This is a genomic window from Neptuniibacter marinus (genome assembly GCF_965223595.1).
Classification (GTDB): Bacteria; Pseudomonadota; Gammaproteobacteria; order Pseudomonadales; family Balneatricaceae; genus Neptuniibacter; species Neptuniibacter marinus.
The window spans coordinates 3,236,431-3,251,642 of the sequence record NZ_OZ245004.1 but is presented as its reverse complement, the minus strand read 5'-3'; the positions used below and the strand labels follow the sequence as shown (position 1 = coordinate 3,251,642).

15 protein-coding genes are annotated in these 15,212 nt (G+C 43.5%); 4 read left to right on the top strand and 11 right to left on the bottom strand.

The genetic code is table 11. The features are described 5' to 3' along the window. Positions 1 to 47: 47 nt before the first annotated feature. The 10 genes from ACOQOE_RS15345 to ACOQOE_RS15300 form a co-directional block, all read right to left on the bottom strand. Entirely contained in the window at positions 48 to 431 is a 384-nt protein-coding gene (locus tag ACOQOE_RS15345; RefSeq protein WP_075107929.1) for a hypothetical protein, read from the bottom strand. After that, on the bottom strand, positions 424 to 696 hold the full coding sequence (locus ACOQOE_RS15340; protein WP_420554392.1) for a hypothetical protein: 273 nt from the start codon (positions 694 to 696) through the stop codon (positions 424 to 426). Before ACOQOE_RS15340 ends, ACOQOE_RS15345 begins: the two co-directional genes overlap by 8 nt. Beyond that, positions 693 to 1,523: a putative RNA methyltransferase gene (locus ACOQOE_RS15335; protein ID WP_420554391.1), complete on the bottom strand. Its 831-nt coding sequence runs from the start codon at positions 1,521 to 1,523 to the stop codon at positions 693 to 695. Before ACOQOE_RS15335 ends, ACOQOE_RS15340 begins: the two co-directional genes overlap by 4 nt. Before the next feature lie 13 nt (positions 1,524 to 1,536). Beyond that, the gene (gene dapE / locus ACOQOE_RS15330) at positions 1,537 to 2,682 is read right to left on the bottom strand and encodes a succinyl-diaminopimelate desuccinylase (RefSeq protein ID WP_067865777.1); all 1,146 of its coding nucleotides are present in this window, start codon (positions 2,680 to 2,682) and stop codon (positions 1,537 to 1,539) included. A gap of 143 nt (positions 2,683 to 2,825) precedes the next feature. Further along, complete coding sequence (gene dapD / locus ACOQOE_RS15325) at positions 2,826 to 3,857, bottom strand: 2,3,4,5-tetrahydropyridine-2,6-dicarboxylate N-succinyltransferase (protein ID WP_420554390.1); 1,032 nt, start codon at positions 3,855 to 3,857, stop codon at positions 2,826 to 2,828. 45 nt (positions 3,858 to 3,902) lie between these two features. Then, the gene (locus tag ACOQOE_RS15320) at positions 3,903 to 4,250 is read right to left on the bottom strand and encodes an ArsC family reductase (RefSeq protein WP_067865783.1); all 348 of its coding nucleotides are present in this window, start codon (positions 4,248 to 4,250) and stop codon (positions 3,903 to 3,905) included. Positions 4,251 to 4,264: 14 nt separating this feature from the next. After that, positions 4,265 to 5,461: a succinyldiaminopimelate transaminase gene (dapC, locus tag ACOQOE_RS15315; protein WP_067865786.1), complete on the bottom strand. Its 1,197-nt coding sequence runs from the start codon at positions 5,459 to 5,461 to the stop codon at positions 4,265 to 4,267. A gap of 365 nt (positions 5,462 to 5,826) precedes the next feature. Further along, entirely contained in the window at positions 5,827 to 6,018 is a 192-nt protein-coding gene (locus tag ACOQOE_RS15310) for a hypothetical protein (protein WP_420554389.1), read from the bottom strand. Positions 6,019 to 6,226: 208 nt separating this feature from the next. After that, positions 6,227 to 9,391: an efflux RND transporter permease subunit gene (locus ACOQOE_RS15305; RefSeq protein ID WP_067865789.1), complete on the bottom strand. Its 3,165-nt coding sequence runs from the start codon at positions 9,389 to 9,391 to the stop codon at positions 6,227 to 6,229. Beyond that, positions 9,384 to 10,670 (bottom strand): efflux RND transporter periplasmic adaptor subunit, encoded by a 1,287-nt coding sequence (locus ACOQOE_RS15300; protein ID WP_420554388.1) that lies wholly within the window; start codon positions 10,668 to 10,670, stop codon positions 9,384 to 9,386. Before ACOQOE_RS15300 ends, ACOQOE_RS15305 begins: the two co-directional genes overlap by 8 nt. A gap of 233 nt (positions 10,671 to 10,903) precedes the next feature. On the opposite strand from ACOQOE_RS15300, the gene ACOQOE_RS15295 reads away from it, so the two are divergent. Together ACOQOE_RS15295 and ACOQOE_RS15290 are read left to right on the top strand one after the other, a co-directional pair. Next, positions 10,904 to 11,755, top strand: coding sequence for an alpha/beta fold hydrolase (locus ACOQOE_RS15295; RefSeq protein ID WP_420554387.1), 852 nt, complete (start codon positions 10,904 to 10,906; stop codon positions 11,753 to 11,755). 42 nt (positions 11,756 to 11,797) lie between these two features. After that, entirely contained in the window at positions 11,798 to 12,817 is a 1,020-nt protein-coding gene (locus ACOQOE_RS15290; protein ID WP_420554386.1) for a hypothetical protein, read from the top strand. Between the two features lie 87 nt (positions 12,818 to 12,904). Here ACOQOE_RS15290 and ACOQOE_RS15285 read toward each other — a convergent pair whose 3' ends face one another. Then, the gene (locus tag ACOQOE_RS15285) at positions 12,905 to 13,591 is read right to left on the bottom strand and encodes a hypothetical protein (RefSeq protein WP_420554385.1); all 687 of its coding nucleotides are present in this window, start codon (positions 13,589 to 13,591) and stop codon (positions 12,905 to 12,907) included. Positions 13,592 to 13,887: 296 nt separating this feature from the next. On the opposite strand from ACOQOE_RS15285, the gene pdxH reads away from it, so the two are divergent. After that, positions 13,888 to 14,535, top strand: coding sequence for a pyridoxamine 5'-phosphate oxidase (gene pdxH / locus ACOQOE_RS15280; protein WP_067865802.1), 648 nt, complete (start codon positions 13,888 to 13,890; stop codon positions 14,533 to 14,535). After that, complete coding sequence (locus ACOQOE_RS15275; RefSeq protein ID WP_067865805.1) at positions 14,532 to 15,209, top strand: alpha/beta hydrolase; 678 nt, start codon at positions 14,532 to 14,534, stop codon at positions 15,207 to 15,209. Before pdxH ends, ACOQOE_RS15275 begins: the two co-directional genes overlap by 4 nt. Positions 15,210 to 15,212 lie beyond the last annotated feature (3 nt).

The following is a 15,212-nucleotide window of genomic DNA, read 5'->3' as shown; positions in this document are numbered from 1 at the left end:
TATAAGTACCGCTCATCTTATGCAGCTAATTAATGGATAGGCAAGCCTTATGTTTGCCACTGAATTTTTTCTTCTGCGCCGTTCTCAATCTTCCAATATTCATCAGGATCATCACCATCTTCCCAGCTTGAAACGATGCATCGAACTTGTGTGTTTAGTGCGGTGGCCGTTGCGTGAGCGCATTCAAGATCTGTTGCCCAAGGGCTTTTGTCAGACTTTAACCAGAGGCTTGTCCATGCTTTTCCTGCTGCGCGCTCATGAATCATTGTCTCTACATCGTTACCGGAGAAGCGCAAGTTGAGCTGGTGGGTTGTTCCTTTGGATGAAATATAATCTATTTTTTCTGCCTGTGATGCTAGCCATTCCTGAATCGCTTCGAACGAACAGTTTTTAATATAGATTTCGATATCAGGGTGTCGTGTACTAGTCATGTTTGTCATCGCTTATAAAACGGATAATGCGTAAAACGCTAAGGCTTATGTAGCCAATTGCTGCCAGTATGATGCCAGCCGATAGGATGATCAAGCCAATGAGTGCAAGAATCTCCTGCGATATGGAGCTTTTTAATACGAACTCTGCGGCTCCTAGAATTAACATACCTAAAAAGAACACAACAAAACCAATGCCAAGTAGGATTAGATTTTGTTTAGGGTTATCTGCCCGTTGATAGAGCCAATGTTGAATCTTTTTTTTCATCGCCGTGTGAAGACCCCTAGATTAACATCTAAGGTAAGCGGCAAAGTATTTAGCTGACAGATTTTATCTTTAGCTTCTGGGGGCAAGCGTTGACTATGAGGGGTCATCGCTAATAGGGCTGTAATTTCTTTGTTGGACTCTAATTGAAAAGGGTAAGTAACTTGTTGCTTGTGGCTGAGATCGAACTGTTCACTCAATGTACTGATGGGATCAAAATGGCTCGTTTTGATCTCTTGGTAGATCAGTTGACGTAGCTCTATTAAGTGCTGCTCCCCTGGCCAAGCGAGTATTAAGGTGCTGCCTGGCCTCATCGGTTTAGCAAATGCTTCAGGTATTAAGCGGCTAAAAAGCACAAGTTGTAGATCTAAACTCTCTGCAGGCAAAGGAATATCTGCGCCGGATGCTACAAGCCAAGTTATGGCTTTGCTTTTTCCACTTGCGGCTTTCACTGCATGCTTTGAAATATCGAGTGCTGTTATTGAAGGGGCTTTATGTGCTTGAAGTAGTGCATCTTGTAGCCGCGTTGTGTAGTAACCTTCGCCGCAGCCCATATCAAGAATCTGAGGATGATCGACACTCGCTAACGCTTCTACGGCAAGCTTATTTATCTCATTGGATAAGGACTCATAGAACCCTAGTTCAAGAAATGTTCTACGTGCCTGTACCATCTCAGGATTGTCTCCTGGATCTTTTGAGCGTTTTTTATGGGCTAAAAGGAGATTCCAGTAGCCCTGTTTAGCTGCGTCAAAGCTGTGGTTGTTTTCACAGCGAAGGCTTTTATCCTGCAAAATGAGCAGTGATTTGCAAACAGGGCAAGTGAGTGGCATCTGAGCGGGACCTTTAAGATTGAGTTAACAGATGAGCCATAATGTTTTCATAGAGATCAGACAGTGTGTCTAAGTCTTTACAGCTAACCCGTTCATCAACTTTATGAATGGTTGCGTTAATCGGGCCTAATTCAACCACTTGAGCGCCTGTAGGGGCGATAAAGCGGCCGTCAGAGGTACCACCTGATGTAGATAGCTCTGTTTTAGTGCCTGTAACGGCTGAAATGGCCTGTTGGCAGGCTTCTACTAAGTCCCCTTCGGCGGTTAAGAAAGGATTGCCGGAAAGCACCCAATCTATATCCCATTCTAAATTGTGGCTATCAAGGATGTCACCAACACGTGTTTTTAGTTCATCGGCGGTAACTTCCGTGGAAAAGCGGAAGTTAAACATAATGTCGACATGCCCAGGTACAACATTAGTAACACCTGTACCGCCATTAATGTTTGAGATTTGGAAACTAGTTGGTGGGAAAAAGTCATTCCCCTCATCCCATACTTCAGAGGCCAGTGCTGCGAGTGCAGGGGCAGCCATGTGAATAGGGTTTTTAACTAAATGGGGATAGGCTACATGGCCTTGTACGCCACGAATTTTCAGGGTAGCGCCTAAAGAGCCGCGACGGCCATTTTTAATTGTATCGCCGACATGAGTGGTGCTGGATGGTTCGCCAACGATGCACCATTTTATTTTTTCATTACGCGCTTCTAAATGGTCAATAACGCGAGTAGTACCGTTAATCCAAGGACCTTCTTCATCACTGGTAATCAGTAATGCGATAGAGCCTTGATGATCAGGGTGATGTTCAATAAAGCGTTCAAGTGCAGTCATAAAAGCAGCGATACTGCCTTTCATGTCGGCAGCGCCTCGGCCACAAAGCATACCTTGTTCTATAGTTGCTTCGAATGGCGGAAACTCCCAACGTTCTTCTGGACCTGAAGGTACAACATCAGTGTGGCCAGCAAAACAGAATACTGGGCCGGAATCGCCGCGTCGTGCCCAGAAATTTTTCACATCTTCAAAAGGTAGACGTTCAATTTTAAACCCTAGCGCTTCTAATCGCTCAATCATCATATCTTGGCAGCCTGCATCCTCCGGTGTTACTGAGCGGCGGTTAATGAGGTCTTTGGCAAGTTCGATTGTTGCTGAAAGTTTCTGGGTCATAATTGTGATCCGTGTAGCCTTTTAAAATTTAGTGCTAGTAATAAGAAGTGCGCCTATGGCGCACTTCTAAATATTACCGCTTAACCGCTGTCACCTATCAGTTTAGATTGTTTATACAATCAGTGATTGAATGACCGGGTTTGTTAGTTGTGCTTATGCAGCTCTTCGTTCAACTCGATGGCAGATTTGTTGGTTTTAACTTCAATGCGGCCATTTTTAGAGTTACGACGGAACAATAGATCAGGCTTACCTGCTAGTTCAGCAGCTTTCACTGTGCTGACTTCGTTATTTTGGTCATCAAGGATAGTGACTTTAGAGCCTGCTGTGACATAAAGGCCTGCTTCTAAGGTACAGCGATCGCCCATAGGTAAGCCTAGGCCAGCATTTGCGCCTAGTAGGCAGTTTTCACCTACAGAGATAACAACATTGTTACCGCCAGAAAGTGTACCCATAGTAGAACAGCCGCCGCCAAGATCGGAACCGTTGCCTACTACAACACCCGCAGAGATACGGCCTTCAATCATGCTGACGCCTAGTGTACCTGCATTGAAGTTCACGAAACCTTCATGCATGACCGTTGTGCCTTCACCTACGTGAGCGCCTAAACGAACACGGATAGCATCGCCAATACGAATACCTGTTGGTACAACGTAATCTGTCATTTTAGGGAATTTATCTACAGAAGTAACACTTAAAATACGACCTTGGGCGCGGGCAGCAAGTTGTCGCTTTGGTAGGTCATCTAACGAGATCGCGCCTTCGTTTGTCCATGCAACGTTCGGTAGTAGACCGAAAATACCGGTTAAATTAATAGCGTGTGGTTGCACTAAACGGTGTGAAAGTAGGGTTAGTTTTAGGTAAGCTTCAGCGGTTGAAGAAGGTGCTTCATCAGTTTCCAGAATACATAAAACTAATGCTTGGCTTGTACCTTCTAAAATCTCGACAACTTCCGCTTGTGCTTCTGCATTTACTGATAAAAAGGCCGCTTCAAGGTCTTTAAGTTGAGATTCTTTAATTTCTATTGCCGCATTGCCGCCTTGGTAACCTACTTTCTCAGCAACGGCGTTTACGATGGCATCATCAGCGTTAAGTAGGGGTACGTTGTAATAAACTTCAAGTAACTCGCCCGCTGAGGATTTTGTTCCTACACCTAAGCCGAATGCAAAATTAGCCATGTTGATCTCCGATTCTTAAAATTATTTATTCGTTATGCCTGTGACTTATATGTCAAACAGAGCGGAATATTCTGTGTCTTTAAAACCTACCAAACGAACGCTTCCTGTATCAATTAACGGTCGTTTTATCATGGCAGGGTATTCAAGCATCAAGCTAATAGCTGATGTTTCATCAATCGCTTTTTTTATCTCTTCAGGTTGTTGGCGCCATGTAGTGCCACGCTTATTAAGTAAAGTTTCCCAACCTAATTCTGATACCCAATTTTTTAATTGGGTTTCGTCTAAACCATCTTTTCGGTAATCATGGAAGCGGTACTCTATCTGGTTGGCTTCTAGCCATTTACGCGCTTTTTTGATCGTGTCGCAGTTAGGTATGCCGTACATCGTAATCATAAATTGCCTACCTTTTATAGTGCTTCAATATAGCTACGAATACGTTGTGCTGCTTCGACGCATTCATCCATTGTTGCAACTAAGGCCATACGTACATAGCCTGCGCCGGGTACTATGTTGTCAGTTGTTCTAGATAGATAGCTGCCAGGTAGTACAGTAACGTTTTGTGATGCAAATAGGCCTTGTGCAAATTTATCATCGGCAATCGGTGTTTTTGCCCATAAGTAGAAGCTGGCTTCTGGTTTTTTTACATCCATTACTGGCTCTAATATTTTTATAACGGCGTCGAATTTGTGTCGATACTGATCTCGGTTATCTAAAACGTGATCTTCATCGGACCATGCTTCTATAGATGCTAGTTGATGTTGAATCGGCATAGATGAACCATGATAAGTACGATAGGAGAGGAAAGGGGTTATTAATGCTGTATCTCCAGCAATAAAGCCAGATCTCAATCCTGGTAAGTTTGAGCGTTTAGATAGGCTGTGCATAACTACACAATTTTTGTAATCGTCACGACCTAGCTCGGCGCACGCCTGAAGAAGCCCTACAGGTGCTTGCTCTTCATTTAGATATATCTCTGAATAGCACTCATCAGATGCAATAATAAAGTCATACTGGTCTGAAAGTTGGATCAGTTTTTTCAGGGTTTTTAAGTCGGTGACTGCACCCGTTGGGTTACTTGGGGAACAGATAAATAGTAATTGGCAGCGCTGCCATACGTCTTCAGGTATTGAATCGTAATCTGGAATAAAGCCATTCTCTTCTAGGCAATTCAGATAATAAGGCTTCGCACCCGCGAGGTATGCTGAACCTTCATAGATTTGGTAAAAGGGGTTAGGTGATAAAACTAATGCTTCAGGTGAACGGTCTACAGCGCATTGAGTAAATGCAAAAATCGCTTCACGGGTTCCATTTACGGGTAATACATTGTCTTCTGCGTTCAGACTACCTTCTGTAAGCTTGAAACGACGGGTGCACCAATCGGTAATAGCTTGGCGCAGTTCAGGCAACCCTTTGGTGGTGGGGTAGTTAGCCAGCTTTTCCATATTTTTAATTAAACACTCTTGCACAAACGGTGGTGAAGGGTGCTTAGGCTCACCAATAGACAATGCAATATGATCTAAATCAGCCGGTGGAGTCACTTCTGCCTTTAGTGCAGTGAGTTTTTCGAAAGGATAAGGCTGTAGCAGGCTAAGGTCGCGATTCATACTGATCCTTGAGTTCCTATATTTAAGGCGATAGATGAAAATGGAAATGCAGAAAATAGGAGCTAAATTATACCTTAACTATCCCCAATCTGCGAATAGGCTAAGTTATATGTTGTTTAACTGAACGCTGCGTATGGGCGCTATTTTGTGAAAAGGTTTCTCTAGTCTCTGCCCTTTATAGGGAGTACTGGTTTTGACTTTGATTTATAAGACCTTTTGTCCAACTTATAAAAAACACTATGCTGCAATATGAAGATAAATATAGGTTGGTTTTGTTACTGAATGGTGATGTTTTATTTGTAACTTAGGTCAGTATATTTTTTCGATTTTTATAAAGGCATTGTTATGTATATAGATAGAGGAACTTATCCTCGAATAGATACGTACCTGCCTGCTGGGGTGTAGATGTTTGCTGGATTGAGTGTTGGCGTTAGGTTGATAAAACTTAGTTTGGTAGTATGTTCGTTGAAGGCGGTAAGGCGGTAAGGCGGTAAGGCGGTAAGGCGGTAAGGCGGTAAGGCGGTAAGGCGGTAAGGCGGTAGAGTTACTGCAGCCACTGGTTGACGGAGTTCCTTTGGAGTTATACCTGCATTTTGGCCTGAATCAGTATCCTTTACACTGTCATTGTTGAGTGGTTTATCAGCATCGACAATCCCAAGGCTGTATACAGTTGGGATTGTCCTTGTTGAGTATCGATGATAGAGCCTTAGCGTTACTTCAACAGTATATTTCTGAACAGTTAACTTAATGGATATATAGCCAGATTTATCCTCCTAGCTCTGGTTTGTCTGCTGTGACCGGTGTGTTGTGATCTTTCATATTTAATCTGCCACGTGTTGATTCAATAATGGTTAGGGTTGCAGGGACAAATAACAGGATCAGCGCCGTACCGTAAGCTAAGCCGAAGACAATGGATACCGCCATAGGAATTAGAAACTGCGCTTGTAGCGAGGTTTCAAATAATATGGGAGTGAGTCCTGCTATAGTGGTGAGTGATGTTAATAGTACGGCTCGTAAACGCTGACAAGCTGCTTCAATCAACGCTTCTTTGATGGCGACTCCTTTTTTGCGTAAGCCCTGATAGAAAGTGACTAATACGATGGAGTCGTTGATTACAATGCCGGAGAGGCCAAAAAAGCCAAATAGGGACAGAATTGTCATACTCATCCCCATAAAAGCATGGCCAAGAATAGCGCCAGTCAGGCCTAAAGGAATAGCAAGCATTACAGAAATCGGCCAGCTGTAAGAGGAGAACACCCAAGCTAAGATTATGAAAATTAATGTTAAAGCGAGCATTAAACCTAGTTTCATATCATCTAAGGTTTCTCGCTGGCTTTTATTTTTACCTTCGAAGCTTGCTGAAACACCGTACTGAGCAAGTATCTGATCAAGTTTGCTCGATTTTAGATCGGTGATGATCTCATCTGCATTGGCGATGGCTTCATCCAAATCCGCCGTTACTTTGATGGATAGTTGGCCATCGACACGGGTTAAGGTATCTAAGCCTTGTTTGGCGCGGAAGCTTACAACATTACTCAGTGGCGTCGTGCCCCCATCGGGTAGTACAACGGGGAGTTGTTCAATAATACTAAGGCGATCTCTTTCCTCCTCCGGTAGCTGAATGCGTACTTCTATTTCGTCTTGGCCTTGATAGAAGTTTTGCACCTCTAAACCATCAAATGCTGCACGTAGCTGGCGGCCTACTGCATCTAAGGTCAGCCCTGCGGTTTTACCGGCGGGGGTTAGTTCGTAAATTAGTTGTGATTTTCCATAAGGCAGGTCATCGTCAATGTTGCTTAAACCTACATAGCTTTTTAACAGAGACTGAAGATCCAAAGAGGCTTGCTTTATATCGTGGATATCATTGCCTGCGAGTTTTACCTCGATAGGTTTTCCAGGAGGTCCACTTGTTGCCACATCAATGGTGAACTTTTCAATGCCGGCTGGTACGGTGATCCGTTTGCGCCACTCTCGGTTAAATTCTGTGGTACTCATTTCACGGTCGTCCCCTGGCTCTAATTCCACTAACAGTGAGCCGAATTCATCGCCACTATTGCCGGAGGCGGAGGTACGCGAAAAGGAGGCACTACGTAAACGTTGGAAGGCGACTTTAATATTATCACCGCCAAGCTCTTTATCTGTTTCCTGCAAGGTGATATCCAAATGGCGGACAAACTTATCCACCGTCGCTGAGTCTGTTCCTGCGCTGAATTGCACGTTGGCTGTCATTGTGTCGCGTTCAACCGCAGGGAAAAAAGTGAATTTGACCTTACCACCAAGAATCAGTGCTATGGCTAAAATAAACATCCCTAGTGCGGTTGCTATGGTGGTCCAGCGGAACTCTACCGCTTTAGTAACGAGTCTCCTAAAAGGCCCATCTTTAAATTGGTTAAAACCGTTGTCTAGTCGAACACGTAGTTTAGATGGATGTAAATCTTTTATGTTCTTAATACTGTGGTGAAGGTGGCCTGGGAGAATGAGAAAGCATTCAACTAATGAGGCTAAAATAACGCAGATGACTACGGTGGGTATATCTATAAGGATGTTCCCAATAGTCCCACCAATCATGAGTAAAGGTAAAAAGGCGGCTATAGTGGTCAATGATGAGGCTATTACAGGGGCGAGCATGCGATGTGCTCCACCAATGGCGGCGTTTAATCCACTTTCTCCCATTTGGACATGAGTTAAGGTGTCCTCTCCCACAACAATAGCGTCATCAACGATAATACCTAACGCCATAATCAACCCAAATAGGCTGATCATATTAATGCTCCCACCAATGGCATAAAGTACCGCTAAGGTAGCCATAAATGAAACCGGAATACCGATAGTGACCCAAAAGGCAACGCGGGCATTGAGGAATAGGAAAAGGATGCAAATAACTAAGATTAAACCGCTAATACCGTTTTTTAAGAGGAGGTTGATACGTTGTTTGACCGGTTGCCATTGTTCATCATAGGCGATCATTTGTATGTCAGCGGGTAGGGTCGGTCGCGTTTTTTCTAACCAATTATTGAGAATTTTTGCAGATTTAAGGGTGTCTTGGGTTTCTGTGCGGCGAAGCTGTAACATCGCTGCAGGTTCGCCTTGATATTGTAGTAGTACTTGACTGTCTTTGGCTTTTAATGAGATCTCCGCAATATCGCCTAGACGGATTAAACGTCCGTCTTTATCAGTAATAATGGGAAGCTGCCGGAAACCCTCTACATCGCGTTGTTGATTTAAACTGCGTATTTGCCGTGAACCATCGCCTTTAGCTGCGGTGCCTGCTGGCAGATCTAAACTTCTTAATTTTATGCTCTCAGCGACTTGCCCCATGGTCATATCTAGCTCATGTAATTGAGCTGCCGGAAACTCGATGCTGATTTGTTGGTCAGGTAGGCCGATAAAATCTATCTTGTTAATACCTAGTGCTAAAAGCTCCTGTTCAAAGCGGTGCGCAAAGGTTCGTAACTCCTCCAATGTGCCTTTTTTACTGCTAAGAATTAAGCTGGCAATTTGCTCGTAGCGGATAACACGCTGAACTAAAGGCTCCTCAATATCACTAGGTAATTCATTACGCACACTATCTATTTTCTGTTTGACTTCATCTAACAGAAAATCAACGTCGGTGTCTTCATCAACCTCGATACGAATAGATGCGGAGCTTTGTTGAGCCGTGGAATAGAGGGTGTCTATGCCAGTAAGAGATTTAAGTTCCTCTTCGATGGGTAAAATAATAGAGCTGGCAATATCCTCAGCAGCGGCACCACTCCAGATGACTTGTACTGTTATTACATCTAGCTCAAAGGTAGGAAAGAACTGAGTATTAAGCTTCTTTATACCCCAAACTCCCGCCAATATCATTAGCAGCATAAATAAGTTGGCAGCTACTCTATGGGTTGCAAAAGAGGCGGTTATATTTTGTAGCGAACCATTGTACTTACTCATCTTTTAGCCCCTTTGTTTCAGGGGATGTAAACTCTTTAACACGTAAACCGGTAATCGCATTGGGTAGCTGTGTTGTTACTATAGAATCCCCAGCTTGAAGGTCAGGGCTAGTAATTAGGACTATGGGGTTGTTATCGGCGTCAGTACTATCCCCAATACGTTCAATTTGAACCGAAACTAAACGATCATCCACAACCTTGTATACCTTATTTAAACCATAGAGCGCGGTAGGGGGAACAGGAATGACTTTAGTGGTTGCAGGGAGCGTAACACTAATCGCCAAAGAGCGGCCCAGTTCTGGTTGATAATCCTGTTTTTGTATACTAAAAAATACGTCAACCCCTGCGCGTCCACTATTAACTGCAGCGGCGATACGTTCTAAATTGAGCTCAATGGTGCGATTGTCGATCGTACCGGTTGCTGCAATCTCTTGTAATGAGTTTTTGTTTCTCAATAAAGGAAGAATACGATTAGGAATTTGTGCGCGGACTTCTAAACGATCTAAACTGTAAAGCTCAACAATAGGATCCCCAGCACGAACGCGATCCCCTGGGGATACACTTAAACTTGCTACTCGGCCGCTAAAAGGTGCGTGGATTTTGGTGCGCGAAAGATCAAGTTTAGCTGCATCTAAAAGACTCGTTGTACGCATGAGCTGGGATTCTAATTGACGTAAACGATTTGGATGGTCAGCTATTGATTGTTCCCGTTGCGCAATAGATAAAGCTTGCTGTTGATAATCACGACGGGCTGAATCCAGTTGTTCTTGGCTTGTTAGTTTGCGTTTGATTAGATTTTCATAACGTTGAACCGTCTTGAGGCGTAGCTGCTGTAAGTTCTTTTCGATTTTTAGAGATTTTAGATCGGTCTTGTGACGTACTTTTTCGGTTTCAATCTGAGCGATAGTATTATCGACATCGGCTTGTCGTTGTTGAACTAGTAATTGTGTATCACTATCGTCAAGTTGGACCAGAGGTTCATTTGGGTTAATAGCGCGCCCTTCATCGGTATAAACGTCTTTGACAAATGCAGTGACTGCTGCGGTTATTTTACTGACACGTGGAGATTCTACTTTGCCATAAAGTGTGAGCACGGGTTGATGGAGTCCAAACGCTGCTGGCACTGTACTTATGCTCCATATCTTTTCCGTCGTAGGGCGAGAGGGTGCTTGGGGCTTGGTCATCATCAGGAAAGCGAACACGGCAATGGCGGCCCCAATAATAAGTAGAGGTAGAATCCATTTTAAGTGGGTGTTTTGTTTTACTTTCACTTCGGTCATGTCATTTCCGTATTCAGGCAGTAAGCATGTTTATTATGTGAACGGGCTAATATTAGCCGAACCCTATATTAATGATCATTTATCGTTTCGTATATCTACAATCTTTGAAACTATGTACTTAATATCGATGTTTATGGAATAGTGAGTATGACCACCGAATATTGTGATTGTTCACGTTGCCGCTTTATATTGTGCTAACGTGCTATTAATTATGACCATGAAAAGGAGTTTGTATGCATACTGATAGTGTACGCTGCTTAAACGCTACTGGATTTCACAATATGGTATATCACGAATGGGGTAGTCGTGATAATGCTCGTGTGCTTGTGTGTGTGCATGGATTGGCGCGAAATAGCCGTGATTTTGATGAGTTGGCTTTAGCGCTGTCTCGCGAATATCGAGTGATCTGCCCTGATATTGTTGGGCGAGGAGCAAGCGAGTGGCTACCTTCAGGTCAAACTTATGATATTCCCCAGTATTTAAGTGATATGACGACCCTACTAGCCCGTTTAAATGTAGATACAGTGGACTGGATTGGAACATCGATGGGTGGGATTATCGGGATCTGTTTAGCGGCCCTGCCTAATTCCCCGATTAAACATTTAGTGCTGAATGATATTGGTGCTTTTGTGCCAGCTACTGCGTTACAGCGTATTGCCGAATACCTAGGCGATAAGCATTTTCAAAGCTTGTCGGATGTTGAGCAGTATATGCGCAGTACCTATCTGTCATTTAACAACCTAACTGACAAGCAGTGGCGTCACTTAGCAAAGTATGGCTCACGGTTACAGGGTAATGGTGAATATGCCTTGCACTATGATCCCGCGATTGCTGAAGCTGCTAAGCATAGTTGTAGTGATGATGTTGACCTTTGGCCTTTCTGGTCGGCTATTAAAATCCCTCAGTTATTAATCTGGGGTGAGGAATCAGATGTGTTGCCAGAAAAGACGGTACGAGCTATGCAGGCGAATGATCAGCTGGAGTTATTCACTATACCTGAGATAGGGCACGTTCCCTCTTTGATGGAGCGCCCACAAATTGAAAAAGTTAAAATGTGGTTGCGTGAACAGCATAGACATAATTAAAGCACTGCCTACTATATTTGAGCGGTCTATAAAGGAGTTTAGATGAGCGTATTAACACGTTGGCCACAAGATCAGCTTTGTTTAAGTGACCAAGAGCGTAAAGATGCAGTAGATGCAGTAGAAAAAGCTTTTGCCTCAACGCTTGAGTCCTTGAAAGTGGATATTGGGCTAGTCGATATGTTTGAAGCGATTTATGTTCCTCTAGGAGCATGGCTAGCTTGTAGGAAACGACAGAAAACAGGCCCGCTTGTCATCGGTATAAACGGAGCGCAAGGGGCGGGAAAATCAACCCTATTTAATTTACTGGAAGTGATTCTTACTGAAGGTTTTAATTTTAAAGTTGTTGGTTTCTCTATAGATGATCTCTATAAAACCTATGATGAGCGCGTTGAGCTGTCGGAAACCGTACACCCTTTATTGCGTACAAGAGGGGTCCCAGGCACTCATGATGTTGAGTTGGGAATAGAGATTCTTAATTCGTTAAAAAATAGTGATGAGCATACCGTCACTAAGATTCCCGTTTTTGATAAATCTACAGATGACCGTTGCCAAGCAGCGGTTTGGCAAGAGTGGGTTGGGCCTGCTGATATTATCGTCTTTGAAGGGTGGTGTGTCGGTGCGGATCCGCAAAAAGCGGATGCTTTATTAGAACCGATTAATGAGCTTGAAAGGGATAAAGACTCCAGTGGTTTATGGCGTGATTATGTTAATGCGCAACTATCCGGTGTTTATCAAGATCTTTTCTCCATGATAGAGGTACTTATAATGTTAAAAGTACCGAGCATGGATGCGGTTTTTGAGTGGCGTTCACTACAAGAGAAAAAGCTAGCGGAGCGGGTCAAATATATTTATGACACTCAACAGCCAACCGAGCATTTGCGGATTATGAATGAAGAGCAAATTAAGAGCTTTATTCAGCACTACGAGAGGTTGACTCGGCATATGTTGGAAGAGATGCCAGATCGTGCCGATATATCCTTATTTTTGAATAAAAATCATAAGATTTCAGAGATAAGGATTAACAGCCCACTCAAGCATTGTGGGTTAAAATCTAATAGCTAAGCTTTCCATGAATCGGTGTAGAAGACTTAGCCTTTCAGCTAAATAATAGGCTAGCGCTTGGTAAAAAAGCGCTATGCTTACTGCTCGCTAAATAGGTAAAAATGTCATAGATGCCGCACCTTGAACAACGCGGTTAATCGTTCGGCTTGTTTTATCTGCAATAATATCCGCCATAAGATCTTGAATACCTATAAGTTTACCAAGGATTCTCTCGTAGCTGTAATTGCTGATCCCTTCTGGTGAGATACCGTTACTTAATATATAGAGTTGTCCGGATGGGTCTTTGCGATTGTTCAGATGCCAAGCGATTGATTCGAGGTTGCGTGCTGAGTTATAAAGCTTCTGTTGGTCTAGATCGTCTAAGATAAAAATCTCTTTCTTCCCATCATAAGCGGCATGAAGCATGCCTGTAATGCCTGCCATTAACGCAAAGACACGATCACCTTCAAACTCATCCGAGAAGGCTAAAGGCACCGCTGTAATGCCATCAGAGTAATTAAGTTCAGCGAACCCATTGGGAAGTCGTTCTGTTGGGAAAAGCTGCTCTAAACGCATGCTAAGGGTCATGCCTTCAACTTTCCTAAGCTCCTTTGGGTTACGTTTGTAGAGTTTGATCGTGAGTTCTTTTGTCAGTTTATGCCATTCTTTGATATTAACGTCTGCAACCATATCGATGTCAGATTTAGCTAAGTTTTTGACCTCGAACGGCTTTGCATTTTTATCTAAACAGCCAGTAATTAGAAATAACGAAATAATAACCAAAATAAAACGCATAAATTCCCTTAATGATGCGTAGCGGGTGACAATAGCAACTATATAGGTAATGTTGAATAAGGTACAAGCTAACAAGGAATAAGAACATATAAACATGCGTGTATGTTTGAATATAAAAGGTTTGGCTGGCCAGAGCAGACAACCTTTGTATGAAGGTGTAAGGAGTGAGTTTGCCCTATCTACTCGGAATGATAAACGGGCTGGTGGCTATTTTGATCCTCTTATTTGCTGCGGTCCTTAATGATATAGTTCGCTTTATTTTTTACTGAACATAGACATTAACTTGAGACATATTTATGAAAGCGAAAGGTGATCTCACCACTACCCGTCGAGAATATATAGCTGCCCCTCTCAGTGAAGCAGGATTAAATATAGATCCTCTCGTTCAGTTTTCTGAGTGGATGGATACAGCACTCTCGGTCACGCCTGATGATGCCACTTCCATGACCTTAGCGACGGCTAATTCATCGGGCATGCCCTCGGCACGTATCGTATTGTTAAAACATTTTGGTGAAGAGGGGTTTGCCTGGTACACGGACTATCGCAGCCAGAAGGGCGCTGATCTAGCGGAAAATCCTCAAGCGGAATTGATGTTTTACTGGTACGGTCTAGAGCGGCAGGTCCGAATTCAAGGCAGAGTAGAAAAACTATCGCTTTCTCAGGGAAAGAAATACTTTGAGGAACGTCCTCTTGGAAGCCGTTTAAGCGCAGCGGCTTCTTGTCAAAGCCACCCTATTGCCAGTAGAGAAGAATTAGAGCTAGCTGTGCAGCGTTTAGAGCAACAACACCAAGATGGACAGATCCCTCATCCTGAAGAGTGGGGAGGATATATTTTAAAACCTACGCGGTTTGAGTTTTGGCAAGGTCGAGAAAGTCGACTACATGATCGTTTTCAATTTAATCTGACCGAGAGCGGTTGGCAGATACAGAGGTTGCAACCATGAGTAGCGAAACTGAAGCGACCTTAGTTCGCGTTGAACCAGAATCTACACCTAGTACTTGTATTATTTGGTTGCATGGATTGGGTGCCGATGGCTACGATTTTGAACCGATAATACCTTATTTAAAGCTTCCTAAATCGAGTGCGGTACGTTTTTTATTTCCCCATGCAGAGGTGATGCCTGTAACGGTTAATGGCGGAGCACCGATGCGGGCATGGTACGATATTTTAGAAATGAATGTAGGCCGTAAAGTGGATAAGGCTACATTGATTGCATCTAGCGAGAGGATACAGCGCCTGATCGATGAGCAGATTGCTGAAGGCATTCCTGCGGATAAGATTCTGTTAGCCGGTTTCTCACAAGGTGGTGCAGTTGCCTATCATGCCGCTTTAACATATCCCAAATCCTTGGCTGGCTTAGTTGCTTTGTCTACTTATATGGCGACCGCTGAGGAAATTAAACTACAGCGCCAATCGAGTAATTATCAAATTCCTATTTGGGTTGCCCATGGTGAGCGAGATGAAGTTGTTCAGCTTGCGCTTGGCGAGCAAGCGCTGACTGCATTGAAGGATATGAATTATAACGCGTTATGGACTACTTACCCTATGGGGCATGAAGTCATGATGGAAGAGATCGAAGCCTTAGGTTGCTGGATGGCTCAGCAGCTTAAGCTTTAAGTC

Bases quoted from the DNA above. Each gene is read 5' to 3' on its own strand.
- ACOQOE_RS15305 (WP_067865789.1), bottom strand. From the start codon at position 9,391: ATGAGTAAGTACAATGGTTCGCTACAAAATATAACCGCCTCTTTTGCA.
- ACOQOE_RS15285 (WP_420554385.1), bottom strand. From the start codon at position 13,591: ATGCGTTTTATTTTGGTTATTATTTCGTTATTTCTAATTACTGGCTGT.
- ACOQOE_RS15295 (WP_420554387.1), top strand. From the start codon at position 10,904: ATGCATACTGATAGTGTACGCTGCTTAAACGCTACTGGATTTCACAAT.
- ACOQOE_RS15320 (WP_067865783.1), bottom strand. From the start codon at position 4,250: ATGATTACGATGTACGGCATACCTAACTGCGACACGATCAAAAAAGCG.
- ACOQOE_RS15340 (WP_420554392.1), bottom strand. From the start codon at position 696: ATGAAAAAAAAGATTCAACATTGGCTCTATCAACGGGCAGATAACCCT.
- ACOQOE_RS15300 (WP_420554388.1), bottom strand. From the start codon at position 10,670: ATGACCGAAGTGAAAGTAAAACAAAACACCCACTTAAAATGGATTCTA.
- dapC (WP_067865786.1), bottom strand. From the start codon at position 5,461: ATGAATCGCGACCTTAGCCTGCTACAGCCTTATCCTTTCGAAAAACTC.
- ACOQOE_RS15335 (WP_420554391.1), bottom strand. From the start codon at position 1,523: ATGCCACTCACTTGCCCTGTTTGCAAATCACTGCTCATTTTGCAGGAT.
- ACOQOE_RS15345 (WP_075107929.1), bottom strand. From the start codon at position 431: ATGACTAGTACACGACACCCTGATATCGAAATCTATATTAAAAACTGT.
- ACOQOE_RS15275 (WP_067865805.1), top strand. From the start codon at position 14,532: ATGAGTAGCGAAACTGAAGCGACCTTAGTTCGCGTTGAACCAGAATCT.
- pdxH (WP_067865802.1), top strand. From the start codon at position 13,888: ATGAAAGCGAAAGGTGATCTCACCACTACCCGTCGAGAATATATAGCT.
- ACOQOE_RS15290 (WP_420554386.1), top strand. From the start codon at position 11,798: ATGAGCGTATTAACACGTTGGCCACAAGATCAGCTTTGTTTAAGTGAC.
- dapD (WP_420554390.1), bottom strand. From the start codon at position 3,857: ATGGCTAATTTTGCATTCGGCTTAGGTGTAGGAACAAAATCCTCAGCG.
- dapE (WP_067865777.1), bottom strand. From the start codon at position 2,682: ATGACCCAGAAACTTTCAGCAACAATCGAACTTGCCAAAGACCTCATT.